This is a genomic window from Rhizobium sp. PDO1-076 (genome assembly GCF_000247475.1).
In the GTDB taxonomy this organism is placed as follows: Bacteria; Pseudomonadota; Alphaproteobacteria; order Rhizobiales; family Rhizobiaceae; genus Allorhizobium.
The window spans coordinates 17,357-42,811 of the sequence record NZ_AHZC01000441.1 but is presented as its reverse complement, the minus strand read 5'-3'; the positions used below and the strand labels follow the sequence as shown (position 1 = coordinate 42,811).

The window sequence follows — 25,455 nt, the reverse complement described above, 5'->3', positions numbered from 1 at the left end:
ACGTCAGGCGCTGATCAGTTTTGCCGCCGGGTCGCCGAGATAGGTCTGTCGTTCGACTTTTCCATCCGCCAACATGCGGATCTTGCCCTCGGCAACAAGACGCAGGGCCAGCGGATAGCTCGTATGCTCGACGGTGAGAACGCGCGCGGCAAGATCGTCGGCCGTGTCGCCGGGCAGGATCGGCACGACGGACTGGGCGATGACCGGACCTTCATCCATGCCCTCGGTGACGAAATGCACGGTGCAGCCCGCGACCATGACACCGGCGTCCAGTGCACGCTGATGGGTGTGAAGTCCCGGAAATAGCGGCAAGAGGGACGGGTGGATATTGAGAATCCTGCCCTCATAGCGCTGGATGAACTCGCCTGACAGCAGCCGCATATAGCCGGCCAGGCAGACAAAATCCGGCGAAGCCGCGTCGAGAGCTGCTAGAATGGCCGCCTCATGTTCGGCCTTGCTCGCATATTGCTTGCGCTCGAAAACATGCGTGGCGATGCCGAGTGCCTGTGCTTTGGCGATGCCCCCGGCAGACAGCTTGTCCGAGAACACCGCAACGATCTCGGCCGGAAACGCGTCCGCCTCGCAGGCCTTTGCCAGCGCCAGCATGTTCGATCCGCTGCCGGAGATGAAGACAGCGATGCGCTTGCGGGCTTGGCTCATAGGGCGAGCGTGCCCTTGTAGATCGTGCCATGTGCGCCGTCTTCACGCGCAACCATTCGGCCGAGACGGGCAACGGTCTCGCCTTCGGCTTCAAGCGCAGACGTCACCGTGTCGGCATTTTCCGCCGAAACCACGACGATCATGCCGATGCCGCAGTTGAACGTGCGCAGCATTTCGTTCTGCGCCACACCGCCAGTCTTGGCGAGCCAGGAGAACACGGCCGGAACCTGGATCGACGAAAGGTCGATCTCGGCTGCCAGATGCTTCGGCAAGACGCGCGGAATGTTTTCCGGGAAGCCGCCGCCGGTGATATGAGCCAGCGCCTTCAGTGCCTTGGTTTCTTTGATCGCCTTCAGGAGCGGCTTCACATAGATGCGGGTCGGTGTGAGCAAAGCGGCCCCCAGCGTCTTGTCTGCCGCAAACGGGGCAGGGGCATCCCAGCCAAGGCCGGAAAGTTCGACGATCTTGCGCACCAGCGAGAAGCCGTTCGAATGCACGCCGGATGAAGACAGGCCGAGGATCACGTCGCCTTCGGCAATGTCGCCGGCCGGCAGCAGTTCACCGCGTTCGGCAGCACCGACGGCAAAGCCTGCAAGGTCGTAGTCGCCATGCGAATACATGCCCGGCATTTCGGCGGTCTCGCCGCCGATCAGCGCGCAGCCTGCCTCGCGGCAGCCGGCCGCGATGCCCTGAACGATTGCTGCCCCCTGATCCGGGTCGAGCTTGCCGGTGGCGTAGTAGTCGAGGAACAGCAGCGGTTCGGCGCCCTGAACCACGAGATCGTTGACGCACATGGCCACCAGGTCGATGCCGACAGTGTCATGAATGTTCGCATCGATGGCGATCTTCAGCTTGGTGCCGACGCCGTCGTTGGCGGCCACCAGGATCGGGTCGTTGAAGCCGGCGGCCTTCAGGTCGAACAGGCCGCCGAAGCCGCCGATTTCGCCATCGGCACCCGGACGGCGCGTCGAACGCACGGCCGGCTTGATCTTCTCGACCATCAGGTTTCCAGCGTCGATGTCGACGCCTGCATCGCTGTAGGTCAAACCGTTTTTGCCAGCCTGGCTCATCCGTGTCTCCGATCCTAAGAGAGTTTGGCTGGCCATTGCATGAAGAGCCCTCAGATGCAAGCCGCGACGAGAATTAGGCCCCGATTTCCTGCCAATTCTGCTGCAACCGCGTAAGATCCGGCCCTCGGGAGGTCACATTCTTGACCGAGGGTTTCGGCCCGATCTAACTGCTGCTAGAGAAGATCGGTTGCGTCGCACAAATGGCGTTCGACGGATGAAATTGGGAAACAGACATGCCGAAGTATATTAGCGGGATAGGCCTCAGGCGTCAGGTGATGTTCTGGCTGGTCGCTCTTGCCGTCTTTGTCCTTTTCCTGCTGATGTTCAGCTCGATCCTGCTGCCCTTCATTGCCGGCATGGCGCTTGCTTATTTCCTCGATCCGGTGGCCGACCGGCTCGAGCGTCTGGGGCTGAGCCGCCTGATGGCAACGGTGGTCATCCTTGTGACCTTCGTCATCGTCTTTGCCCTGTCGTTGATGATCATCATCCCGATCCTGGCCAGCCAGTTGAATGACTTCATCGAGCGCGTGCCGGGATACGTGACCCAGCTGCAGAATTTCATCGCCACGTCGAATGCCTCCTGGCTGCCGGAATGGTTGAATGGCCAGATGGATACGATCAAGGGCAATTTCTCCCGCTATATCAGCGAGGGGGTCGGCTTTCTTGGCACATTGGTCGAACAGATCTGGAATTCCGGCAAGGCGCTACTGGACATCGTTTCGCTTCTGGTGGTCACGCCGGTTGTTGCCTTCTACCTGCTGCTCGACTGGGACCGCATGATCGCCAAGGTCGATAGCTGGGTGCCGCGCGGCCAGCTTCCGACGGTGCGCAAACTGGCAACCGAACTGGACAATACCATTGCCGGCTTTGTCCGTGGCCAGGGTTCGCTCTGCCTGATCCTCGGGCTCTTCTATGCCGTTGCGCTGTCCTTGGCCGGCCTGAATTTCGGCCTGTTGATCGGCTTCTTCACCGGTCTGATCAGTTTTATTCCCTATGTCGGTTCGACCGTCGGCCTGCTGCTGGCGATCGGCGTGGCACTTGTGCAGTTCTGGCCGGACTACCTCTGGATCGGCTTCATTGCCGGCATCTTCTTCTTCGGCCAGTTTCTCGAGGGCAATATCCTGCAGCCGAAACTGGTCGGTAAAAGCGTCGGCCTGCATCCCGTCTGGTTGATGTTTGCCTTGTTTGCCTTCGGCTCCCTGTTCGGCTTTGTCGGCGTGCTGGTCGCCGTTCCGGCGGCGGCAGCCGTCGGTGTGCTTGTCCGGTTCGCGCTGTCGCGGTATCTTGAGAGCGACCTCTACTACGGCGCGGTGATTGAAATTGCCGGAGAGCCGAAGCCTCCGGTGATCGAAATTCCGGCGCAGACGACTGAAACGTAAATGGCTGACGTCAGGAAGCCCACAGAGCGGCGCGGCGCCGCAGAACAATTGCCGCTTGTCTTCGACCATGGATCGGCGACCGGCCGCGACGACCTTCTTGTGTCCGAGCGCCTGGCTGCTGCCGTTGCCCTGATCGACAGCTGGCCAGCCTGGCCGGCACCCGTCGTGGTGCTGACCGGTCCTGCCGGGTCGGGAAAGTCGCACCTCGCCGAGATCTTTCGCCAGCAGAGCGGAGCCGTTGACATTGATCCACAGCCGGGGCGCGATGCGCCGGCGGTTGCGGCGCTCGGCCCGGTGGTTTTCGAGGATGCCGACCGCCAGGGTTTCGATGAGGTCGAGCTTTTCCATGTCATCAACAGCGTCAAGCAGCATGGCACCACGCTGCTGATCACCTCACGCAGCTTTCCGCCTTCGTGGAACGTCACGCTTGCCGACCTTCGATCGCGCCTCAAGGCGGCAACCGTGGTCGAGATCGGAACACCTGACGAGGATCTGCTCGGGCAGGTCATCATGAAGCTGTTTGCCGACCGGCAGCTTTACATCGATGACAAGATCGTCAGCTATATCGTTCAGCGAATGGAACGGTCGTTTTCGGCGGCGCAGGAGATTGTCGATCGACTGGACAAACTGGCGCTTGCCCGCCGCGCGCGCATCACGCGCAGCCTGGCAGCCGAAGTGCTCGGAGCGCTCGAGGCCACGACCGACGAAGGGTAGATGTCACAGATCTGTCGTCAAACTGTTATATTCGGCCAGGAAACAAGAACGAAGGGACGGGACTATGGACTCTGTGGTGAACGAGATGGACGGCCACGTCGAAGCTGAGGCGCTTACCTCGGACGACCTGATGACCAGCCCGCTGCGTTTCATCAACCGTGAATTCTCGTGGCTGCAGTTCAACCGGCGCGTTCTCGAAGAAACCCTCAACACCGCGCATCCGCTGCTGGAGCGTGTCCGTTTCCTGTCGATTTCGGCGGCCAATCTCGATGAGTTCTTCATGGTGCGTGTCGCCGGGCTCGAAGGGCAGGTGCGTCAGAACATCACCATCAGGAGCCCCGACGGCAAGACGCCGGCCGAGCAGCTGAATGACATCCTGAAGGAAATCGACAACCTGCAGATGGAACAGCAGGCATCACTTGCCGTGCTTCAGCAGTATTTGGCGCAAGAAGAAATTCTGGTGGTGCGCCCGGCCGCTCTGTCGGACGAAGATCGCAACTGGCTGGCTAATACATTCGAGGATTCGATATTCCCTGTTCTGACGCCGCTGTCGATCGATCCGGCCCATCCATTCCCCTTCATTCCCAATCTCGGTTTCTCCATGGGACTTCAACTGGCCAGCAGCCGTACGGGTGAGCCGATGACGGCTCTGTTGCGCCTCCCACCCACGCTCGATCGCTTTATTCGGCTGCAGGATCAGGGCCAGACGATCCGCTACATCACGCTGGAGGACGTCGTCGGCCTGTTCATCAACAGGCTTTATCCCGGCTACGAGGTCAAGGGTTTCGGCACATTCCGCATCATCCGCGACAGCGACATCGAAGTCGAGGAAGAGGCGGAAGATCTGGTCCGATTTTTCGAGACCGCCCTGAAGCGTCGCCGGCGCGGTTCGGTCATTCGAATTGAGGTCGACAGCGAGATGCCGGTCGCGCTGCGCCAGTTCGTCGTGCATGAGTTGAATGTGCCGGACAATCGCGTCGCCGTTCTGCCCGGTCTCCTGGCGCTCAACACCATTACCGAAATCTGCAAGGCGCCGCGCGAGGATCTGCGTTTCGAACCCTACAATGCCCGTTTCCCGGAGCGCGTGCGCGAGCATGCGGGTGACTGCCTAGCGGCAATCCGCGAAAAGGACATGATCGTTCATCACCCTTATGAGAGCTTCGACGTCGTCGTGCAGTTCTTGCTGCAGGCGGCCCGTGATCCGGATGTGCTGGCGATCAAGCAGACACTCTACCGAACCTCCAATGACAGCCCGATCGTCCGAGCTCTGATCGATGCGGCCGATGCCGGAAAGTCGGTCACCGCATTGGTCGAGCTCAAGGCCCGTTTCGACGAAGAGGCCAATATCCGCTGGGCCCGCGACCTGGAGCGCGCCGGCGTGCAGGTCGTCTTCGGTTTCATCGAACTGAAGACCCACGCCAAGATGTCGATGGTCGTGCGCCGCGAGGACGGCAAGCTGCGCACCTATTGCCATCTCGGCACCGGCAACTACCACCCGGTCACGGCGAAGATCTATACCGACCTGTCCTTCTTCACCTGCAATCCGAAGATTGCCCATGACATGGCGAATATCTTCAACTTCATCACCGGATACGGCGAGCCGGAAGAAAGCATGAAGCTGGCGGTGTCGCCCTACACGCTTCGTCCACGCATTCTCCGCCATATCGAGGAGGAAACCCAGAACGCCCGCAACGGTCTGCCGGCCGGCATCTGGATGAAGATGAATTCGCTCGTCGACCCCGAAATCATCGATGCGCTCTACCGGGCAAGCAAGGCGGGCGTCGAGGTCGACCTGGTCATTCGCGGCATCTGCTGCCTGCGGCCGCAGGTTCCGGGTCTGTCGGAAAATATCCGGGTGAAATCCATCGTCGGCCGCTTCCTCGAGCACAGCCGCATCTTTTGCTTTGGCCATGGCCATCGCCTGCCGTCGGAAAAGGCGCTTGTCTATATCGGCTCGGCCGACATGATGCCGCGCAATCTCGACCGGCGCGTTGAAACGCTTGTGCCGCTGATCAACCCGACCGTGCATGAGCAGGTTTTGTCCCAGATCATGCTGGGCAATCTGATTGACAATCAGCAGAGCTACGAGATATTGGCCGATGGCACGTCTCGCCGCATTGAGGTGCGGCAAGGTGAGGAACCTTTCAACGCGCAACAGTATTTCATGACCAACCCAAGCCTGTCGGGTCGGGGTGAAGCGTTGAAATCGAGCGCACCGAAACTGATCGCCGGCCTGATTTCCGGCAGGAAACGATAAAACTGGAACTTCATGACAAGATCTGAAGCACGGGGGCGTCTACCCGGTATCGCCCCTGTTTCCGTTGTCGACATCGGATCCAACTCGATCCGCCTCGTGGTCTATGAGGGATTGGCACGCGCCCCCACGGTTCTTTTCAATGAAAAGGTTCTGTGCGGGCTTGGGAAAGGTTTGGCCACCACCGGTCGCATGGACCAGGAAGGCGTCGAGCGCGCCCTGCTGGCACTGCGGCGCTTCAATGCGCTGTCCAAGCAGGCGCAGGCGAGCCGGATGTATGTCCTGGCAACTGCCGCCGCCCGCGATGCGTCCAACGGCGCCGATTTCATTGCGCGCGCTGAAGCCATCCTCGGCCATGAGATCCAGGTTTTGAGCGGCGAGGAAGAGGCGCTCTATTCGGCGCTCGGCATCATCAGCGGTTTTCACTTTGCCGACGGCATCGCTGGCGACCTGGGCGGCGGCTCGCTCGAACTGATCGACATCCGCGGCCGAGAATTCGGCAAGGGTATCACGCTCCCGCTCGGCGGTCTGCGCCTCTCCGAGACGGTGGGGGGATCGGCTACCGAAGGCGAGAGTTCATGCCAAGAAGCTGGTGGCCGACGCACAGCTCCTCCAGAAAGGCCAGGGGCGAACCTTTTATGCGGTCGGCGGCACGTGGCGCAACATTGCCAAGCTGCATATGGAGATTCGTAAATATCCGCTGCACATGATGCAGGGCTACGAGCTGCCCTATGACGAGGTTGCCTTCTTCCTCGAGGAAATCATCAGCGGTGCCAACAGCCGTGATCCGGCCTGGACGAGCATTTCCAAGAACCGCCGCACGCTCATCCCTTTCGGCGCGGTCGCCTTGCGCGAGGTGATCGAAGTCATGAAGCCGAAAAGCGTCTGCTTCTCGGCGCAAGGCGTGCGCGAAGGCTATCTCTATTCGCTGTTGCCGGACGACGAAAAGGCGCTCGACCCTCTGGTCGAGGCGGCCGACGAACTGGCGATCCTGCGTGCCCGTTCCCCGGAACATGCACGGGAACTGGCCGACTGGACCGGGCAGATGATGCCGCATTTCGACGTTGTCGAGACGGAAGAGGATGCGCGTTATCGTCAGGCCGCCTGCCTGCTTGCCGATATCAGCTGGCGTGCCCATCCGGACTATCGCGGACTGCAGGCGCTCAACGTCATCGCGCATTCGTCCTTCGTTGGCATCACGCATCCGGGCCGCGCCTTCATCGCCTTGACCAACTACTACCGCTTCGAAGGTCTGTATGACGACGGCCGTACCGGTCCGCTGGCTGCAATCGCAACCGAACGCCTGCTGGAACGCGCCAAACTGCTCGGCGGCATGCTGCGCGTCGTCTATCTCTTCTCGGCCTCAATGCCGGGCGTCGTGCACAATCTGCGCTTCCAGCGTTCCACGCGGCCGGATGTCGATCTCGAATTCGTCGTTCCGCACGCTTATTTCGATTTTGCCGGCGAACGTCTCGATGGCCGTCTGCAACAGCTTGCCAAGCTGACCGGCAAGCGCCTGAGCTTCAGGTTCGAATAAGGCGGTAGACACAGGGAAAAATGAAAAGGACCGGGCGAAATCCCGGTCCATTCACGTTTGCGAACGGATTGCCTGGCTTACTTAGCCGCGAGGAAGTCACCCACTTCGAGCAGCACGAACTCGTTGTCGTCCGCCTTGTCCAGCGCCCGCCCAGCCGAGAAGGGCAGGTTGTTGTCATTGCCGACGACAATGTGCGTCGGATCGACGACATCGACGTCTTCGATGGTCACAAACGGCATGTCGTAAAAGCCGTCGCCCCCACCCTGCAGCTTCTTGTTGTCCGGATCCTCGATCTTCATCAGGTCGATATAGCCGATCTTGCGCACGGCCTTGCCGACGTTTTCTTCCGACATTTCGATCTTGTAGATGCGCTTGTGCTTGGCCGGAACGGCGAAACAGTCGGCCGCCGGCGCTTTGGGATCCGCGCAGGCCTTGTCTACCGTGCCGGCGCCGTTGTCGCGTTCGATCACAAGGGCAGTTGTGGCATCGATCATGTTGAAGTCGCCAATGGCCTCGCCACCTTCCGACAAGGGGTAGAGCCAGCTGCGACCGGTCCATGCCTTGGTCGCGACGTCGAGCTCGATGATGCGTAGCGCCGTCAGGCCATCGGCCTTCTCCACGGAGCCGTCTTCGAGATAGAGCGGACCTTCGAGCAGGCCATAGAGCTTCGAGCCGTCCTTCGACATGGCAAGGCCTTCATAGCCGCCTGAACGCTTGAGGTTGAAAGCCGGCATCTTTGCCGTAGGATTGGCCGGGACAACAAGCGTGACATTGTCGGGCGACTTGACGTCGATCTCGCCGGCCTTGGTGGCGATGACATCGGTCAGTTTGCCGTCCTGGGAGAACTTGAGGATCGAGGGGCCGAATTCCTCGCCTACCCAGAAGCCGTCGGCAACCGGTTGGATCGACTCGATGTCGAAATCGGCGCCGGTGAGATACCGCTGGTCCGACCCTTCCATGACGATCGGGAAGGGCGCTTTGCGGTCGGGGTCGGAGAGGAAGACGGTCTCGATCGGCTCGACTTTACCGTCCTCCCAGTCGAACTTGATGTGATGCAGCATCAGCATCGAATCCGAGGAATTGATCTTCGAGCCGAAACCATTGTCCGACAGGCTCCAGAAGGTGCCGTCCTCCATGGTCTTGATGCCGGAAAAACCCTGCATGGCCTGACCATCGAACGGCATTTTCAGGCCGGTTTCGCGAACGCCGTCCTTGCCCGGAACGGTGCCGAGGCCTTCGGCACGCTTGCGGTCAGCCGTGGTGAACTTGCCGGAGGTCTTCAGATGCGCCGGCGCATCTGCCGGTGCCGCGATGATCGTGTTGGCCGGCAGGATGGCGTGGGAAACGAGCTTGGCGGAATAGGCTTTTTCCTCGGCCATGGCCGGGGCGGAAAACAGAAGGCAAAGGGATACGGAAGTCAGAAGTGCCTTTTTCATGGCGTCACCTTTTTTGGGAAGGATGGAACGCCGCATGCTTAGGCAGACTTGATGTCGCACCGATTGCCGTTCGATGAAGTTTCAGTGACTGTGCACAATCCGGTGGCCCGTCGCCAGTGTCAGCCAGCGGCCGGGCGGCATGCCGAAACACGCCTTGAAATGTCGGGTCAGGTGGCTCTGGTCGGCAAAGCCCGCATCGATTGCCGCTTCCGCGATCGGGATGCCGCCCAGCATCTGGCGCTTGGCCTGTTCGAGCCGGCGCATGACCTGGTAGCGATGCGGACTGGTGCCTGTGACGAGCCGGAACTGCCGTGCAAGCGTGTAGCGGTTGATATCGGTGACGGCCTCCAGTTCTTCCGAGAGAACGGTTCCCGTGGCATTTTCCCTGAGATAGGCGCAGGCCACGGACACCGCACTTTCGGCCACTGGCGAGAGCCGTGTAGGGGCGCCTGCATGACGCCCCAGGCCGTCGGCAATGCGTGTAAGAAGATCGGCGTAGGCGAGGTCGCCGAGCGGCTGTTCAAGATCCATCAATGCATCCGCAAGCGCCTGCGCTAGGCGACCGTCGGATAGAACGGGATTGGCGACGAAGGGGAGAGCGGTGAACCGGCTTGCGCCCGCTTCACGCAGGTATTCCGGCGGAATATACATCATTCTGTAATGCAGTCCCGCCTCGGTGCCGGCACCACCGTCATGCAACTCGTCGGGATGGAGCACGATGACATTGCCGGGCATGCTGAAACGCGATGCGCCCCGGTAGGCGAATGTCTGGACCCCGCTCAAGGTCAGCCCGAGCGCATAGGTGTCGTGCCGGTGTGGGGAGAAGCCGTTGCCGGAAAACATCGCCTCGATACGCTCGATCCCGCCCGTTTCGACGCCCATCCGGATTACGTCCGTGCCGCTGCACGAACGTTCAAGACGGTTCGGCCCGCCGCTTGCTAGCTCAGCCACATCATCCAACCAGCCTGCTTCGGAGTGCTTCATGTTCGACACAAAATTCGTCATCGTCCTGCGCGAGGATCTTCTCGCGTGGCAAAAGCTGAATGTTACCGCCTTTTTGGTCAGTGGCATAGCGGGCACCAACAAGGAGTTGATCGGAGAAGTCTACAGGGATGCGGACGGCAATGCGTACAATCCGCTGTGTATCCAGCCGATCGTTATCCTGTCGGCCGAACAGGAACTGTTGCGGACCATTCATCGCCGCGCGCTGCAACGCGAGGTTCCATGTTCGCTCTATATCGAGGAAATGTTCTCCACCGGCCACGATGCTGCCAATCGCGAGATATTCGCCGCGTTCAACCCCGACGATGCGAAAGTGGTTGGCATCGCCATGCGTAGCGACAAGAAGATCGCCGACAAGATCAGCAAGGGTGCTAGGATGCACGCATGACAGTCTCCCTCGGGTTTCCTGACTAGGATCTTACGATCCAGCCGGGCAGGTGACCCGTATCGCGACCCGAGACGGCGGCTTCCACGCAGGCCGCCAGACTGCCGAAGCGCATTGCCCGACCGGAGAGACCGGGACCGTAATGCGCATATTTTCCGGAATTGGTCATGATGGTTCGGGTGTGCGGCGGGATCAGCGGTTCGATGATCATGCACCAGCAGGTGTCTGTGACGAACTGCACGCCGAAGCTTTCCAGTGCCGCCACATGGCCGGCCATTCGCGCTTGCTTGAGCGTCCAGCGGCCGCAGGTCACGATGACCGGGACATCCGCATGTTTCGTTCTTCCACGACAAAGGCCCGCAAGTGCGGCAATTTCGGTTGCAGAGAAATGCGGATTGCCGAGCGCGATCAGGTCGATGGCGCCGGCGTCGGCACCATTCAATTCGCCCCATGCCCGCGGCATGTCGGTGTGGCTTACGCGGTGCTGCCGCAAGGGCAGGGCATTGAAGTCGCCAGCGTCGCGGGCTTCCGGCGTCACGCCGGCGATATGGAACATCGGTGCCCCGGAGGTTGTGGCGAAAGCCGCGCCGAAGGCCTTCAGCGCGTCGGTGTCCGGCGCAAGGTGGCCGATGCCGTCGATGATCGGGATGTCGTCGGAAGCCAGCATGCCGCTCAGGTAACCGATCAGCGGATAGAAACTGTCGTCTACGTCCCCGGGTGCCGTAAGACTGATACGAAGCGCTGGCTGTCGCTGGGCATCGAGATGGCAACCGGCTTTTGGTGCCCGCCCGGTCAGCGCGATGCAGATATCCAGATAGTCCGGATATTTCATCGTGCGAGCACCGAGCACGCTGTTGGCATAGACCACGGCATTGGATTCGGCCCAGACGATCTGTTCGTCGCGTTTCGGCGCCGTGTCGAGCAGATAGGGCGCACAGGTGAAGCTCGGTTGCGCCCCCATCTCGACATAGGCATCCGCCAGCCGGCTGGCCGCCTCGCCAAAGCCGCTCTCGATGCCCTGGCTTCGCCAGCGCCGCTGGTCGACGGAGATGGCATTCAGCGTGGTCGGAACGACGACCTTGCCGCCGAGGTCGCGCAGCCGTTCGGCAAACGCGAGCCCGCCGGGACCTGTATAGATACAGCCGTCGATATGGGCCTGAGTGATGTCGATCAGTTCAGTTGCGCCCTCGATCGCCGCCATGCGCAACACGATGTGCATCGCCACCTGTGCGGCTGCGCCGAAGCGACCTTCGAGCAGCGCCTGGTCTTTCTCCGACAGGGTGATGGCCGGAACTGTGTCCGGGGATAGGGGCGGCGTTCCACTGACGCGAACTGGGCCTGTTTTCGGCAGGTTTTGGAAGCTGTCCGGCCCGAGGCAATGAACCGGGATCGAGACCCCGAACACTTCCTGCGCAACAATCACCCCAAGCGTTATGATCGCTTCGGGTCGTTCCAGCAGGATCGCCGCCGGACCGTTTCCGTTGAGGATCAGTTCGAGAACGACACCGCTGCCGGAACAGGAGCCACGGCTACCCGGAATGGCGAGCACGCGTCCGGCCAGCCTCTCGCCGCTGAGTGGATGATGCCGGTCGATCACTTCGCCTGTGTCGGATGAGACGCCGCCCCAGAAGCTCAGCGGCACGTCGCTGAAGAGAATCTCGCCTTCGGCCTGACCCGCAACGATGACCTGCCCGTTGATCATGCTGGTATCTCCGTCAAGGCCAGCATGACGTAGCTCGCCAGCCAGTGTTCGCCCATATAGTCGCCCGCGACATGGCCAAGACCGGCGTCAAGGTGTGCTTCGGCGGCGCGCATCAGAATGTCACGCCGCCGATCGTCCGCCGGCAGGGCGGCGCTGAGCGAGCGCCAGCACCAGGCACGGCTGATATTCAGCCCGTCGAGATGAGCGATCTTGCCGTCCGAGCGATCGGAAACCCTTGCCGGTGAGAACAACACTTCCGGTTCGCTCGCGCAAAGATCAGGCAGGAAGCCGTCGAACCAGTCGGCAAAGTCCCGGGTCGGCATCAGCCGCCGCATGCATTCCGCTTCGATCAGGGTCGAGGACAGGAAGTCGTCGCCCGAGGGTTCGCCCCAGGCGGTGCAGTCGCGGTCGGTGCCGTACCAGCGCAGCGCGGCGTTCTGCAACAGAAGAAGCAGTTCGCCGTCGCTAACTGTCTCGGCATAGTCTGCTGCCAGCCGCATGGCGAAGGCCGTGTTGAAATGCGTGCCCACGCGCACGGGATAGGTTGCGATCGGCAGGAAGTCGATGAAGCGCTGGACGATGCGCTGCGTCAGCGGGGAAAGCGCGGCACTCCACCGGGCATTTTCATGCCCATGCAATTCGGTCGCCAGCTTCAACAGCCACCCCCAGCCATAGGGGCGCTGGTAGCCGCGCGCCGACGGCCGGTCGAAATAGGCGCATTCGCCGGCAACTTTGTCCGTCGTCAGCATCGTGTCGAACAGCCGGCGGATGGCATCGGCATTCTCCATGCCAGGATAGAGCCGCAACAGCCGCGCCAGTGTCCAGTAGCCATGCACGCAGGAATGCCAGTCATAGCTGCCGTAGAAGATCGGATGCAGTTGCGATGGCACCTGCGCGTCCTGTGGCCCGTCCAGCCCGTGCGAGATCTGGTTCGGATATTCGCGGCCGACATGGCCGAGGGCTATGGCGGCGAGGCGTTCGGCAAGCGCGATATCCAGTGTGATCGTCATGGTTCAACTCTCCAGGTCGATGCGGTCGCCCCAATCGGCGCGGCGGACTTGCTTGAACGCGTCTCCATCGCGCTTGCTGAGTGTGACCTCGCCCGCCGACCCGTCGGTACGACAGAGCTTGACACGGCCAACGCCGCCGGAGACACGCGGAGGTGACAGCACGCGCGCACCGGCCAGTGTGATGGGCGAGCGCGATGCGGCAATGAAGATGAACTTTTCGTCCTCCCACGGCACCTCCGCCCCCTTGGCCAGCCGGTGCACCCGCGACCGGGCAACGCGCCGCGAGAAGTGACACCAGTCCGGCACCTCGATCGGACAGTCGTGTTCATGCGAGCACGGTGCAACCAGATGGGCACCCGCAGCCTTCAGCGTCTCGCGCACGGCAAGGATACGCTGCCAGCCGGCTGTCGTGCCGGGCTCGATGATGACAAGCATGTCTGTGGTCAGCGCCCACAGCTTTGTCGTGACAGCAGCGATGGTTGCGGGCGGCAGTTCGTCCAGCACATAGGCAAGCGTCACGAGATCGGCGGGCGCAAGTGCTGGGATCTTTCCCGTGACATCGCCGGCATGCCAGCGGGCCATGACCGTTGCGTGCCTGGCCAACGCATCGCCGACGCTGCGGATCGCAGCGCTGGCCTCGACCATGTCGGCAGACTGCATCTGCGGCCACGCATCTTGCGCCGCCCAGAAGGCGGTGCCGGGACCGGAGCCGAGATCGATCTGGGTCCGTGGTTCGAAATCGGGAGCGACGTCCTCGACCATCGACAGCGCCGCGCGCACGGCGGCATAGGTCGCCGGCATGCGCGTCGCCAGATAGGCTTTGGCGGCAAGCGCATCGTCAATGTGGAACCGGCCGTCGCGCACTTCGCGACGATAGCGATCGGACAAAAGGGCGCTGGCCTTTGCCAGCCGCTCAAGCGGCTCCCCGGCCAGCATCTGGTCGACGGCGGCGCGCAGCGGGGAGGGAAGTTCCATAGGGAAATCAGCCTTTTGTAGCCGCCCATTCGGGGCGCAGAAGCGATGCGTTGATCAAGTCGAAACGCGTGCCATCGGGACGTAGTCCCGCTTCGCGCTCAATGCCCTCGATCTGGAAGCCATGTCGAGCGTAGAGACGCGCTGCGGGCTCGTTGCCACACACATAATGCAGCCACAGCCTGTGGGTCCGGGTCTGCTCGAAAATTGCATTGATCACCGAAGGCAGCAACCGGCTTCCGATGCCGCGAAACTGTTCGGCGACGATAAAGCGTCGCATACACAGATTGCCGTCCCGATTGCTCAGTCCCTGGAGTATGGCAAAGCCTTTGTCCTCAGCAACCAGATAGAGCCAGTTGGGATCGCTCAATTGTTCGCGATGCTCCTGCTCCTCGAAGCGACCAACCGTGCGTTCATAGCCAGGCAGCCGCTCGGTCGCCATGAGGAAGGCGATGTCCTCGACCGTCGCGCGGCGCACCGTGAGCGCCGTCACCGCTCAGAATTCCACGGCTTCGACGCGCTTGTCGACGAAACGAAGACCGACGCCGCCGGAAATCAGCTTGAGCGCCAGATCGCCGAACAGTTCGCGTCGCCAGCCCTGAAGTGCGGCCACCGGCGCATTTTCGCCTTCGGCCGCAATCCGTTCCAGATCTTCGCTATTGGCAATCACCTTGGATGCGACGCCATGCTTTTCAGACGTGAGGCGCAGCAGCACCTTCAGCAGTTCGACGGCGGACTGTGCACCTTCCGGCGCGTGGGTATGGCGCTGGACATGTGGCATTTCGGACTTCGGCAGTGCGAGGGCAGCATTAACCTGTTCGACGATCACGGCGCCGGCGGTCGAGCGCTCCCAGCCCTTCGGGATAGTCCGCAAGCGGCCGAGCGCTTCCGTATCCTTCGGTTGCTGCTGGGCAATCTCATAGATCGCATCGTCCTTCAGCACGCGCGAGCGCGGCACGTTGCGCGCCCGTGCCTCGCGTTCGCGCCACGCAGTCACATACTGCATGACGGCCAGCTCCTGCGGCTTTCGCAAGCGCATCTTCAGGCGCAGCCAGGCCTGGTCGGGATGCAGGTCATAGGTATCACGGGATTCGAGGATGGCCATTTCCTCGGTCAACCATTCGGCGCGACCTTCGCGCTCCAGATCGGCCTTGAGCTTGATATAGCAATCGCGCAGGTGAGTGACGTCGGCCAGCGCATAGTCGAGCTGCTTTTCCGACAGCGGCCTGCGGCTCCAGTCGGTGAAGCGCGAGCTCTTGTCGATATGGACGTTCTTCACCTTCTGCACGAGCTGGTCATAGGAGACCGAATCGCCGAAGCCGCAGACCATCGCCGCGACCTGCGTATCGAAGATCGGGTGCGGGATGAGATTGCCGAGATGGAAGATGATTTCGATATCCTGCCGGGCGGCATGGAAGACCTTGACCACGGCGGAATTGGCCATCAGCTCGAAGAACGGCGCCAGATCCAGGCCCTTGGCCATCGGATCGACGATGGCATCGAAATCCGGGCTCGCCATCTGGATCAGGCAGAGCTCAGGCCAGAAGGTCGTTTCGCGGAGGAATTCCGTGTCGATCGTGATGAAATCGGATTTGGCGAGTTGGCGGCAAGCCTCCTCAAGCGCGGCAGTGGTATCGATCATTTCGTCTCGGTCATGGAAAAATACGGATCAACCTTACTTTCCCTTCTGGCCGGCGATGTCAATATGAACGGCTGCCAAACGCGCCTGCGACCCCGCTTTGCAGCCACTAATTCGCCACTATTCGTCCGTGGGCGCACCGTGCAGGACGGCGATGTTCTGACGGTGGACCTCCTCATAGGGGGCGAAATAGACGATGGCGCCGGACGAAATCTCCGGTTCGGCAAAGACGGCGAGGCTCTCGTCGCCAAGCTGCGGATCGTCGCGGCGGGCAAGCAGACGTTCGAGATAGAGGCGGTTCGCTTCAATCAGCGAGGGCGGATAACCGCCGGCGGCAATGATCTCTTCCGCGCCGTGATTGGGCAGGATGTGACGGATCGGCAGTTCGGCCATCCGCTTCAGGTCAAGGATATGTCGATCGATATGTTCCGGCTCGGAAATATAGGTGACCGTGTCTTCCAGCGTGTCACCCGCCAGCAGCACGCCCATCGCCGGGATGAACAGCACGGTGCCGTCGGCGCTGTGGATATCGAATTGCAGCAGCTGCACCGTCCAGCTTCCGATGGTCAGCGTCATTTCCCCGTCGAAGCTTTCGGTCGGCATAACGACCGGCTTGATCGGCGGGGTCTTGTTTTCCAGAACCTTGCGCTTGGCTTTCAGTGTCTCGATCGTCAGGCTGTTGGCGAGGATGGGACAGTCGGCGAAGCCGCCATTGCCCGCCACATGATCGGTATGCCAGTGGCTCATCACCACCCGGATCGACGAAACACCCAGGCCTTCGAGATGGTGGCGAATGGAGCGCGCATGATCGAGCGAGATATGGGTGTCGTAGACCAGCGCTTGCGCCCCGGAAACCAGGGCAAAGCTCGCGACGCCCAGGCTATAGGCACCGTCATCGAGCCAGTTCGGCTCCGGAGAATGCAGCCGCTTTCCGGCGATGCGCCCGTCGTAATAGGCAAACAGACCCGGATAGGGCTGGTGGATGCGCATTGTCGCCGAAATGTCAGTCGTGGTGCCCATGACCCTAAACCACCCTCATATAGCCGGTCATCCCGGTCTTTTGATGTTCGATGATATGGCAATGGAAGACCCAGTCGCCAAGGTTGTCGGCGACCAAAGCCAGTCGCACCTTCTCGTCCGGCAACATCAGATAGGTGTCGGAGACCAGCGGTTGTTGAATGCTGCGCTTGTTCGAGGCGATGACCTTGAAATTCATCCCGTGCAGATGGATCGGATGCGCATGCGGCGTGACATTCTCGACATTGAAGATGTAGCTTTTGCCGAGTTTCAGCTCCGCGATCGGGTCCATCGGGTCGGCGCTGTCGCCGGGCCATGGCTTCTTGTTGATCGCCCAGAAGGAATAACCCAGCGTGCCGCAGATGCTGTCCTTGCCGGCATTTTCGGCCGTGGCGCTGAGCAGAAGCGGGATTTCGGTGGCATTGGCCATGTCGATATCGACGCCGGCGTTCTCAGCAAGCGGACCAAGGTCGCCCAGGTCGCGTTTCAGCGACGTGCCGACGGACCTGAGGCTCGCCACCGCTTTCGGCGTGGACGGACGGATGTCCGCCAAAGTGGCAACGCCACCTTCACTGTCCGGCATGCGAACCGCCAGGTCGAGCCGCTGTCCGGGCGAGATCACCACCATGTCGAGCGGCATGCGTTCCGGCACCGGATGGCCGTCGATGGCGATGATGTCGGCCTCGGCACCGTCAAGCTTGAGATTGAAGATGCGGGTGACGTCCGAGGCGACAATGCGCAGGCGCACCAGTCCACCCGCTGGCGCGTCATAGGTCGGCGCGAGCTGCCAGTTGGCAGTGCGCACCGTGCCGAATGTGCCGGTCTTGGCCGCATCGCGCGGCTTGAACTGGTCAATGAACTGGCTGTCGCCACCCAACCGCCAGTCACGCAGGTTGAGCGCCACTTCGCCGTCGAAAACCGGATCGTTCCTGTCTTCGACGATCAGCATGCCGGCCAGCCCCCGGCCCATCTGCGTCAGCGTATTGCAATGCGGATGGTACCAGAAGGTGCCGGCATCGGGCGGGCTGAAAGCGTAGTCGAACCGGTCGCCCGGATAGACATACGGCTGGCTGAGGAAGGGAACGCCGTCCTGATCATTCGGCAGGCGGATGCCATGCCAATGTACAGTGGATGGCTCGTCGAGAGTGTTGATCAAAGTGGCGGCGAATTTTTCACCGCGCTGCACGCGCAGGACCGGCGGCGCGGCCTCGGTTGATCGGCCGTCGCTGTAGCTCATCACCTTGCGCGTTAATCCCTTGCCATCCAGCATCGTATCGATGTTGCGAGCTTCCAGCAGGATCGGATTCGGGGCTGCAAGTGCAACGTGGATGCGTGGCAGCAACGCCATGCCGGCACCATACGCGCCGGCAACGGCCGCGGATTTCAACAGGGTGCGGCGCGAGGGACGAAACACGAGAGCCTCCGAGTGGTTTCCGCTGTTCTAAAGTTGAGCAGGGCTTTCAGCAATAGAGCGCATGCGACCATGCTGTCGCAGGTCGTCAGTCGTCTCTCTCGGACGGTGGTGCCGCGAGCTTGGTGAAATAGGTCGAGGTGCGCAGCAGATTGCGAAACCGCATGCGCCGCTGTTGCGTCGGCACACCTTCGCGGGCGGTGATGCGGAAGAATGTGTAGCCCATGAAGAAGGCCAGCACGACGATCATGTAAGTAAACAGCGCATGCGGCCCGAAGGCATCGATCAGGAAGGATGCAAACAGGGGTCCAATGACGGCGCCGACGGACCAGAAGAACAATGTGCCGGCCGACACCAGCGCGTGCTGCCCCGGCGCCGCATGGTCATTGGCATGGGCGGAACACAGGGAATAGAGCGGCATGGCAAACGCGCCGAATGCAAAGATGCCGATGAAATTGAAAAGCTCGCTTTCACCGGCGAAGAAGGCGAGGAAGATGCAGGCCGCGAGCGCCCCGAACGTGGCGATCAGCATCACCACACGCCGGTCGAGCTTGTCGGAATAGTGCCCCAGCGGGTATTGCAAAACGATACCGGCAAAGATGCCGATGCTCATGAAGGTGGCGATGCCGGTGACCGACATGCCGATACCGTCGGCGTAGATGGGGCCCAGTGATCGGAAGCTGGAATTGGTCAGGCCGACGATGATGCAGCCGACCGTTGCAAGCGGCGAGACGGACCACAGCACGCGGATGTCGAATTTCACGTCTTGCGGCGGGGCAGGGCTGGTGCGGTCTGCAAACGAGATCGGCACCAGCGACAGGGTCAGCGCCATCGAGATGATGGCGAAAAGATCGAAGCCGCTGAGGCCAAAGACCGGAATCAGGTATTGCGCCGCCGTCACCGAGCCGAGGTCGACAAAACGATAGATCGACAGCGTGCGCGCCCTTGTGGAGTTTGTCACGCGCGCGTTCAGCCAGCTTTCGACGGCGGCAAACAGACCGGCAAAACAAATGCCCTGAATCAGGCGCATGGCAAACCAGGAGACCGGATCGATGACCATCGCCATCATGATCGAAGCGGCCGAGGCGATCGCAGCAAGGGCGGAGAAGGTGCGGATATGGCCGATCGCGCGCATGATCTTGGTGACATAGATGCAGCCGATCACAAAGCCGATGAAATAGCCGGTACCGATCATGCCGATCACCGAGGGTGAGAATCCCTCTTCGAGTGCGCGAAGCGATATGAAGGTACCCTGCAGGCCATTGCCCCCGATCAGAATGCCAGCCGTGAGAAGAAGGGGGATGAGCGGACGGATGTCATACATGAACTGGCTTTTTCTGCGCGAGCGGTGGGGGAATCAGACGGTCTATCCCGGATCAATTGGCCGACAATAAGTCGCCTGTGCCTCCGACAACAGCAAAAGCATTGAATGGGCGCATCAACGAAACCGATGGGAAGATGCCGGGCAGGTGCTCCGCCCGGTGTCGCGGGCACCACCGCATTTTGCCTTCAGCCTTGACAAATCAGGCGCACCATGCGCTTTTCCGCCCGATTTTCTATCGGCCCTGTGCTGCTCCGTGAAGCGCCTTTCCGGCCGTCATACATCGGGAAACCTGACCATGCATCGTTACCGCAGCCACACCTGTGCCGCACTCCGCAAATCCGACGTTGGCTCGACCGTTCGTCTCTCTGGCTGGGTTCATCGCGTCCGTGACCATGGCGGCGTTCTGTTCATCGACCTGCGCGACCACTACGGTATCACCCAGGTCGTCGCCGACCCGGACAGCCCGGCCTTCAAGATGGCCGAGACCGTGCGCGGCGAATGGGTCATTCGCATCGACGGCCTCGTCAAGGCTCGTTCGGAAGACACCACCAACAAGACAATGGCGACCGGCGAGATCGAACTCTACGCGCAGGAAATCGAAGTTCTCGGTGCGGCCAAGGAATTGCCGCTGCCGGTCTTCGGCGAGCCGGACTATCCGGAAGACGTGCGCCTGAAGTACCGCTTCCTCGACCTGCGCCGCGAGACGCTGCACAAGAACATCGTCAAGCGCACCCAGATCGTATCCGCCATGCGCAAGGGCATGGGCGAGGCCGGCTTTGCCGAATACACCACGCCGATCCTGACCGCGTCTTCGCCGGAAGGTGCTCGCGACTTTCTGGTGCCGAGCCGTATCCACGAAGGCCAGTTCTTCGCGCTGCCGCAGGCGCCACAGCAGTACAAGCAGTTGCTGATGGTCGCCGGTTTCGACCGCTATTTCCAGATCGCGCCGTGCTTCCGCGACGAAGACCCGCGCGCCGACCGCCTGCCGGGCGAGTTCTACCAGCTCGACGTCGAAATGAGCTTCGTCACCCAGGAAGACGTCTGGGAGACCATGGAACCGATGATGACGTCGGTCTTCGAGCAGTTTGCCGAAGGCAAGCCGGTGACCCAGAAGTGGCCGCGCATTCCCTATGATGTTGCGATCCGCAAATACGGTTCCGACAAGCCGGACCTGCGCAACCCGATCGTCATGGAAGGCGTCACCGACCACTTCCGCGACTCGGGCTTCAAGGTCTTCGCCGGCATGATCGCCTCCAACCCGAAGGTCGAGATCTGGGCGATCCCAGCCAAGACCGGTGGTAGCCGTGCATTCTGCGACCGCATGAACGCCTGGGCGCAAGGCGCCGGCCAGCCGGGTCTCGGCTATATCTTCTGGAAGGAAGAGGATGGCAAGATCGTCGGCTCCGGTCCGCTCGCCAAGAACATCGGCGAAGAGCGCACGGAAGCCGTTCGCCAGCAGCTCGGTCTCGAAGCCGGGGATGCCTGCTTCTTCGTCGCGGGCGAGCCGTCGAAGTTCTACAAGTTTGCCGGTGAAGCCCGCACCCGCGCCGGCGAGGAACTGAACCTCGTCGACCGCGACCGCTTCGAAATGTGCTGGATCGTCGACTTCCCGTTCTACGAATGGAGCGAGGAAGAAAAGAAGATCGACTTCGCCCACAACCCGTTCTCGATGCCGCAGGGTGGCATGGAAGCGCTGGACAGCCAGGATCCGCTGACGCTGAAGGCCTATCAGTATGACGCGGTGTGCAACGGCTTCGAAATCGCCTCTGGCTCGATCCGTAACCAGTCGCCGGAACTGATGGTCAAGGCCTTCGAAAAGGTTGGCCTCAGCCAGCAGGACGTGGAAGAGCGCTTCGGCGGCCTCTACCGCGCCTTCCAGTACGGCGCACCGCCGCATGGCGGTTGTGCTTTCGGTGTTGACCGCGTCATCATGCTGCTCGTCGGGGCGAAGAACCTGCGCGAGATCTCGATCTTCCCGATGAACCAGCAGGCCCAGGATCTGCTGATGGGTGCGCCGTCTCCGGCAACGCCGACCCAGCTGCGCGAATTGGCACTGCGCGTCGTGCCGCAGCCGAAGAAGGACTGATCGCTGCGATAGAGCGATGGAATTGCAAAGGCCTCGGAATACTCCGAGGCCTTTTTCTCTACGGGCACTTCAAAGAAAAAGCCCGGATGCGGACATCCGGGCTTTCATATTGGACCTTGGCGTTGAACGACGTCAGTCGTTCGCGGTCACCTTGACGCCGATCAGCGCCGGAATGCTTTCCGGCGCACCCATGGCGGCGCCGATGATCATCGGGAAGGCGACCGGATTTGCCGGCTGTGCCAAGATCGTCAGCGCCTTCGGATCGTCGATATAGGCGTTGACGGCAGTGGACACTTCGTTCTGCAGGGCGCCGAGCTTGGCCTGCGCCAGCAGGATCGGCAGCATGCCCTTGATCATCTGGCCCATCTGCGCCCCGTCGGTGCCCTGGGTCTTGCCGGCATAGTCGAGGCCGCGCTTGGTGATGCCGGCATCTTCGAAGCGGACCTTGGCGTTGATCAGCGACAGCTGCTGCACCAGGCCGAGCATGGCAAGGCCGGCTGCCTGCTGCGCCTGCTCGTTCTTCGGATCTGTCTGCATGGTGCGCGCCTGTTCCTGCATCTGCTTGACCAGGTCAAGTGTGTAGCCGGACATGCCGAAGGACAGGCTCAGCTTGCCGATATTGGCGAAATCGATCGAGTAGTCTTCGATATCGATCGTTCCGCTTTCGATTTCCCAGCTGCCGGACATGCTCAGATTGCCGTCGAGCGTCTGCAATCCGAGCGCATCGATAGTTTCCTTGCTCTTCGGATCTTCGACGACGGTCAGGTCGGCCTTGATCGCGGTGGCAGAACCTTCGAACGAAATCGTCTTTTCGTCTTCCGACAGGCTCATGGTGCCGGTCGCCTCATCCATCGAGAAGACCTGCTTGCCGTCGACGGTGACATTGACCGGCCCGCTATGCGCTTCCTCGTAGAACATCATCGAGTCGATGCCGGTGGCATTGACGTCGCCCGGAATGAAGACGCCGGCGAGATAGAGATCTGCAACCGAAAACGTCGACTTCTCTTCCGTCATGTCGATTTCCGGGAATTCGACGCGGTCGATATAATAGGCGCCGCCGTCTTCCTCGCTAACGCCCTCAAGCGTCAGTTCATCCAGCTTCAAAGGGCTGTCGGTCGCGCTGTTGACGGTGAATTTCACACCCTTCAGGATGACGTCTTCGCCGCTTACTTCCACCGAGTCGGCGGAGATGACCGTGCCACCGGTCGCAAATGCGGCGTTGAGCTTCTTCAGCAGGTCCTGGCCGTCGAGAGCCCATGCCTGGCTGGAAAGGGCGCTCAGGGCGGCTCCGGCAAGCAGGATCCGGGTGGAGCGATAGATCGTCATCGAGTGTTCCTCTGTAAGAATGGCCGGTGTTTCGACACTCGGCATGAATTCCGTGTCATTTATATGAGGGATTGTAAAAAGTTCCATCGCTTTTCCACTGGCAGAGTTAAGCGGCTGTTGTTTCGTGACCGGGATCACACACCGTTAATCCACAGCCAGAATCCCCGGATTCCTTGCCGTTGCGCCATATCTCGGTTAGGCAGGGAGCATGGGGAAAAATCTAATTCCGCCCGGCGACGGGGGCGATCACATCCAGCCAGTGGACCTCAAGGCAGCGCTTGAAGAGCGTTACCTTGCCTATGCGCTCTCGACCATCATGCACCGGGCGCTGCCCGACGTGCGCGACGGCCTGAAGCCGGTCCATCGCCGCATCATTCATGCGATGAGCGAGATGGGCATTCGCCCGAACTCAGCCTTCAAGAAATGTGCCCGTATTGTCGGTGACGTGATCGGTAAATTCCATCCGCATGGCGACCAGTCGGTCTATGACGCGCTGGTCCGTCTCGCGCAGGATTTCTCCCAGCGTTATCCGATTGTCGATGGCCAGGGCAATTTCGGCAATATCGATGGCGACAGCGCGGCCGCCTATCGTTACACCGAAGCTCGCATGACCGATGTCGCAGCCCTGCTGCTGGAAGGCATCGATCAGGACGCTGTCGATTTTCGCCCGACTTACAACGAAGAAGACGACGAACCGGTCGTCATGCCGGGTGCGTTTCCCAACCTGCTCGCCAATGGCTCGTCCGGCATCGCGGTCGGCATGGCGACCTCCATCCCGCCGCACAACGCCCATGAACTCTGCGACGCAGCACTGTACCTGATTAAGAACCCCGGCGCGCCCGTTGAGGAACTGCTGGCCGATCCGGCCAATCCCCAGAAGGGCGGTATCGAGGGTCCCGATTTCCCCACCGGCGGCATCATCGTCGAAAGCCGCGAAAGCATGCTGGAGACCTACCGCACCGGTCGCGGTGGTTTCCGTGTCCGTGCCAAGTGGGAGACCGAGGATCTCGGCCGCGGCGGTTATCAGATCATCATCACCCAGATCCCGTTCCAGGTGCAGAAGTCGCGCCTGATCGAGAAGATCGCCGAATTGCTGATCGCCCGCCGCCTGCCGCTGCTCGAGGACATTCGCGACGAGTCGGCCGAGGACGTACGCGTCGTTCTGGTGCCGAAGAGCCGCACCGTCGACCCCACCATCCTGATGGAATCGCTGTTCAAGCTCACCGAGCTTGAAAGCCGAATTCCGCTCAACATGAACGTTCTGTCCATGGGCAAGGTGCCCAGGGTCATGGCGCTCAACGAGGTGCTGACCGAGTGGCTCGACCACCGCAAGGACGTGCTGGTTCGTCGCTCGAGCTTCCGATTGGCGGCGATCGACAGGCGTCTGGAAATTCTCGGCGGTCTGTTGATTGCCTATCTGAACCTCGATGAAGTGATCCGCATCATCCGCGAGGAAGACGAACCGAAGCCGGTCATGGTCGCCAGGTGGGATCTAACCGACAATCAGGTCGAAGCCATCCTCAACATGCGCCTGCGCAACTTGCGCAAGCTCGAGGAATTCGAGATCCGCAAGGAGCATGAAGCACTGTCGGCGGAAAAGGCCGAGATCGAGTCGTTGCTCGCCTCTACGGAAAAGCTTTGGCAGACGGTTGCCTGGGAGATCGGCGAGGTCAAGAAGAAGTATGCCAAGGCAACCGAACTCGGTCGCCGCCGCACGCTGTTCGCCAACGCGCCGCAAGCCGACATCGAAGCCATCCAGCAGGCCATGATCGAGAAAGAACCGATCACGGTTGTCATCTCCGAGAAGGGCTGGATCCGCGCCCTCAAGGGCCATATCTCCGACACGTCGTCGCTGACCTTCAAGGAAGGCGACGGCCTGCGCGTGGCCTTCCCAGCCCAGACCACCGACAAGATCCTGCTGGTGACCACCGGCGGCAAGGTCTACACGCTCGGCGGCGATAAACTGCCGGGCGGACGCGGCCATGGCGAACCGTTGCGCATCATCGTCGACATGGAAAACGACCAGGACGTTCTGACGGCCTTTGTCCACGATCCTAGCCGCAAGCTGATCCTCGCCTCGACGGCCGGCAATGGTTTCATCGTTCCGGAAGGCGAAGTGGTCGCCAATACCCGCAAGGGCAAGCAGGTGATGAATGTCGGCATGCCGGACGAGACCAAACTGGTTGTCACCGTTACGGGCGATCACATCGCCGTCGTTGGCGAGAACCGCAAGATGGTGGTATTCCCGCTCGCCCAGATCCCGGAAATGACCCGCGGCAAGGGTGTGCGCCTGCAGCGCTACAAGGATGGCGGCATTTCCGATGTGAAGTGTTTTGCCATTGCCGACGGCCTGACCTGGGAAGATTCGGCCGGCCGCACCTTTACCAAGACCAAGGACGAGTTGGTCGAATGGCTGGCCGATCGTGCCACGGCCGGCCGTACGGTGCCGAAGGGCTTCCCGCGCAGCGGTAAGTTCGCCGGCTGAACAGCCGGAATGGAGTTAGAAGAAAAGCCGATCGTATCACGATCGG

At 61.2% G+C, this 25,455-nt stretch carries 19 protein-coding genes and 1 pseudogene; 7 read left to right on the top strand and 13 right to left on the bottom strand.

Features of this window, described 5'->3' with window-relative positions:
- Positions 1-3 precede the first annotated feature (3 nt).
- Both purN and purM read right to left on the bottom strand, forming a co-directional pair.
- Positions 4-660 (bottom strand): phosphoribosylglycinamide formyltransferase, encoded by a 657-nt coding sequence (gene purN / locus PDO_RS26335; protein ID WP_007608937.1) that lies wholly within the window; start codon positions 658-660, stop codon positions 4-6.
- Positions 657-1,730 carry a phosphoribosylformylglycinamidine cyclo-ligase gene (gene purM / locus PDO_RS26330; RefSeq protein WP_007608936.1) on the bottom strand — a complete coding sequence of 358 codons (1,074 nt, stop codon included), beginning with the start codon at positions 1,728-1,730 and terminating at the stop codon, positions 657-659. Before purM ends, purN begins: the two co-directional genes overlap by 4 nt.
- Positions 1,731-1,963: 233 nt before the next feature.
- On the opposite strand from purM, the gene PDO_RS26325 reads away from it, so the two are divergent.
- The 4 genes and pseudogenes from PDO_RS26325 (at position 1,964) to ppx (ending at position 7,614) form a co-directional block, all read left to right on the top strand.
- Complete coding sequence (locus PDO_RS26325; protein ID WP_007608935.1) at positions 1,964-3,109, top strand: AI-2E family transporter; 1,146 nt, start codon at positions 1,964-1,966, stop codon at positions 3,107-3,109.
- Complete coding sequence (gene hdaA, locus PDO_RS26320) at positions 3,110-3,823, top strand: DnaA regulatory inactivator HdaA (RefSeq protein WP_007608933.1); 714 nt, start codon at positions 3,110-3,112, stop codon at positions 3,821-3,823.
- 64 nt (positions 3,824-3,887) lie between these two features.
- Positions 3,888-6,080 carry an RNA degradosome polyphosphate kinase gene (locus PDO_RS26315; RefSeq protein ID WP_007608932.1) on the top strand — a complete coding sequence of 731 codons (2,193 nt, stop codon included), beginning with the start codon at positions 3,888-3,890 and terminating at the stop codon, positions 6,078-6,080.
- A gap of 12 nt (positions 6,081-6,092) precedes the next feature.
- A pseudogene (gene ppx, locus PDO_RS26310) lies at positions 6,093-7,614 on the top strand (exopolyphosphatase).
- A gap of 77 nt (positions 7,615-7,691) precedes the next feature.
- On the opposite strand, the gene PDO_RS26305 reads toward ppx, so the two are convergent.
- Together PDO_RS26305 and PDO_RS26300 are read right to left on the bottom strand one after the other, a co-directional pair.
- Positions 7,692-9,050, bottom strand: a complete 1,359-nt coding sequence (locus PDO_RS26305; RefSeq protein WP_007608931.1) for an esterase-like activity of phytase family protein — start codon at positions 9,048-9,050, stop codon at positions 7,692-7,694.
- Between the two features lie 81 nt (positions 9,051-9,131).
- Entirely contained in the window at positions 9,132-9,932 is an 801-nt protein-coding gene (locus PDO_RS26300) for an AraC family transcriptional regulator (RefSeq protein ID WP_037075672.1), read from the bottom strand.
- 100 nt (positions 9,933-10,032) lie between these two features.
- Here PDO_RS26300 and PDO_RS26295 point away from each other — a divergent pair, with 100 nt between their 5' ends.
- A complete protein-coding gene (locus tag PDO_RS26295) occupies positions 10,033-10,440 on the top strand; it encodes a DUF2000 family protein (protein ID WP_007608923.1) in 408 nt (135 codons plus the stop codon).
- Positions 10,441-10,462: 22 nt separating this feature from the next.
- On the opposite strand, the gene lhpI is transcribed toward PDO_RS26295, so the two are convergent.
- The 8 genes from lhpI to PDO_RS26255 form a co-directional block, all read right to left on the bottom strand.
- On the bottom strand, positions 10,463-12,139 hold the full coding sequence (lhpI, locus tag PDO_RS26290; protein ID WP_007608922.1) for a cis-3-hydroxy-L-proline dehydratase: 1,677 nt from the start codon (positions 12,137-12,139) through the stop codon (positions 10,463-10,465).
- Entirely contained in the window at positions 12,136-13,149 is a 1,014-nt protein-coding gene (locus PDO_RS26285; protein WP_007608921.1) for a DUF2891 domain-containing protein, read from the bottom strand. The genes lhpI and PDO_RS26285 overlap by 4 nt, the downstream gene beginning before the upstream one ends.
- A gap of 3 nt (positions 13,150-13,152) precedes the next feature.
- On the bottom strand, positions 13,153-14,124 hold the full coding sequence (locus PDO_RS26280; protein WP_007608918.1) for a small ribosomal subunit Rsm22 family protein: 972 nt from the start codon (positions 14,122-14,124) through the stop codon (positions 13,153-13,155).
- Positions 14,125-14,131: 7 nt separating this feature from the next.
- Positions 14,132-14,614, bottom strand: coding sequence for a GNAT family N-acetyltransferase (locus tag PDO_RS26275; RefSeq protein WP_007608908.1), 483 nt, complete (start codon positions 14,612-14,614; stop codon positions 14,132-14,134).
- Positions 14,615-14,617: 3 nt separating this feature from the next.
- Complete coding sequence (gene rnd / locus PDO_RS26270; RefSeq protein ID WP_007608906.1) at positions 14,618-15,763, bottom strand: ribonuclease D; 1,146 nt, start codon at positions 15,761-15,763, stop codon at positions 14,618-14,620.
- Positions 15,764-15,880: 117 nt separating this feature from the next.
- Complete coding sequence (locus PDO_RS26265) at positions 15,881-16,780, bottom strand: MBL fold metallo-hydrolase (protein ID WP_007608904.1); 900 nt, start codon at positions 16,778-16,780, stop codon at positions 15,881-15,883.
- Positions 16,781-16,784: 4 nt separating this feature from the next.
- Entirely contained in the window at positions 16,785-18,191 is a 1,407-nt protein-coding gene (locus PDO_RS26260) for a multicopper oxidase family protein (protein ID WP_007608903.1), read from the bottom strand.
- An 85-nt stretch (positions 18,192-18,276) separates the two neighbouring features.
- The gene (locus tag PDO_RS26255; protein WP_007608901.1) at positions 18,277-19,512 is read right to left on the bottom strand and encodes an MFS transporter; all 1,236 of its coding nucleotides are present in this window, start codon (positions 19,510-19,512) and stop codon (positions 18,277-18,279) included.
- A 295-nt stretch (positions 19,513-19,807) separates the two neighbouring features.
- Between PDO_RS26255 and aspS the strand changes: the two genes are divergently transcribed.
- Complete coding sequence (gene aspS, locus PDO_RS26250) at positions 19,808-21,598, top strand: aspartate--tRNA ligase (protein WP_007608900.1); 1,791 nt, start codon at positions 19,808-19,810, stop codon at positions 21,596-21,598.
- A gap of 132 nt (positions 21,599-21,730) precedes the next feature.
- Here the strand turns inward: aspS and PDO_RS26245 are convergent, their stop codons facing one another.
- Positions 21,731-22,924, bottom strand: coding sequence for a hypothetical protein (locus PDO_RS26245; RefSeq protein WP_037075670.1), 1,194 nt, complete (start codon positions 22,922-22,924; stop codon positions 21,731-21,733).
- A gap of 208 nt (positions 22,925-23,132) precedes the next feature.
- Here PDO_RS26245 and parC point away from each other — a divergent pair, with 208 nt between their 5' ends.
- Entirely contained in the window at positions 23,133-25,409 is a 2,277-nt protein-coding gene (gene parC, locus PDO_RS26240) for a DNA topoisomerase IV subunit A (protein ID WP_007608896.1), read from the top strand.
- The last annotated feature ends 46 nt before the right edge of the window (positions 25,410-25,455 follow it).

What these genes read in the sequence shown, in the direction of transcription:
- purN (WP_007608937.1), bottom strand. Translation starts at nt 660, where the DNA reads ATGAGCCAAGCCCGCAAGCGCATCGCTGTCTTCATCTCCGGCAGCGGA.
- purM (WP_007608936.1), bottom strand. Translation starts at nt 1,730, where the DNA reads ATGAGCCAGGCTGGCAAAAACGGTTTGACCTACAGCGATGCAGGCGTC.
- PDO_RS26325 (WP_007608935.1), top strand. Translation starts at nt 1,964, where the DNA reads ATGCCGAAGTATATTAGCGGGATAGGCCTCAGGCGTCAGGTGATGTTC.
- hdaA (WP_007608933.1), top strand. Translation starts at nt 3,110, where the DNA reads ATGGCTGACGTCAGGAAGCCCACAGAGCGGCGCGGCGCCGCAGAACAA.
- PDO_RS26315 (WP_007608932.1), top strand. Translation starts at nt 3,888, where the DNA reads ATGGACTCTGTGGTGAACGAGATGGACGGCCACGTCGAAGCTGAGGCG.
- PDO_RS26305 (WP_007608931.1), bottom strand. Translation starts at nt 9,050, where the DNA reads ATGAAAAAGGCACTTCTGACTTCCGTATCCCTTTGCCTTCTGTTTTCC.
- PDO_RS26300 (WP_037075672.1), bottom strand. Translation starts at nt 9,932, where the DNA reads ATGGGCGTCGAAACGGGCGGGATCGAGCGTATCGAGGCGATGTTTTCC.
- PDO_RS26295 (WP_007608923.1), top strand. Translation starts at nt 10,033, where the DNA reads ATGTTCGACACAAAATTCGTCATCGTCCTGCGCGAGGATCTTCTCGCG.
- lhpI (WP_007608922.1), bottom strand. Translation starts at nt 12,139, where the DNA reads ATGATCAACGGGCAGGTCATCGTTGCGGGTCAGGCCGAAGGCGAGATT.
- PDO_RS26285 (WP_007608921.1), bottom strand. Translation starts at nt 13,149, where the DNA reads ATGACGATCACACTGGATATCGCGCTTGCCGAACGCCTCGCCGCCATA.
- PDO_RS26280 (WP_007608918.1), bottom strand. Translation starts at nt 14,124, where the DNA reads ATGGAACTTCCCTCCCCGCTGCGCGCCGCCGTCGACCAGATGCTGGCC.
- rnd (WP_007608906.1), bottom strand. Translation starts at nt 15,763, where the DNA reads ATGATCGATACCACTGCCGCGCTTGAGGAGGCTTGCCGCCAACTCGCC.
- PDO_RS26265 (WP_007608904.1), bottom strand. Translation starts at nt 16,780, where the DNA reads ATGGGCACCACGACTGACATTTCGGCGACAATGCGCATCCACCAGCCC.
- PDO_RS26255 (WP_007608901.1), bottom strand. Translation starts at nt 19,512, where the DNA reads ATGTATGACATCCGTCCGCTCATCCCCCTTCTTCTCACGGCTGGCATT.
- aspS (WP_007608900.1), top strand. Translation starts at nt 19,808, where the DNA reads ATGCATCGTTACCGCAGCCACACCTGTGCCGCACTCCGCAAATCCGAC.
- PDO_RS26245 (WP_037075670.1), bottom strand. Translation starts at nt 22,924, where the DNA reads ATGACGATCTATCGCTCCACCCGGATCCTGCTTGCCGGAGCCGCCCTG.
- parC (WP_007608896.1), top strand. Translation starts at nt 23,133, where the DNA reads ATGGGGAAAAATCTAATTCCGCCCGGCGACGGGGGCGATCACATCCAG.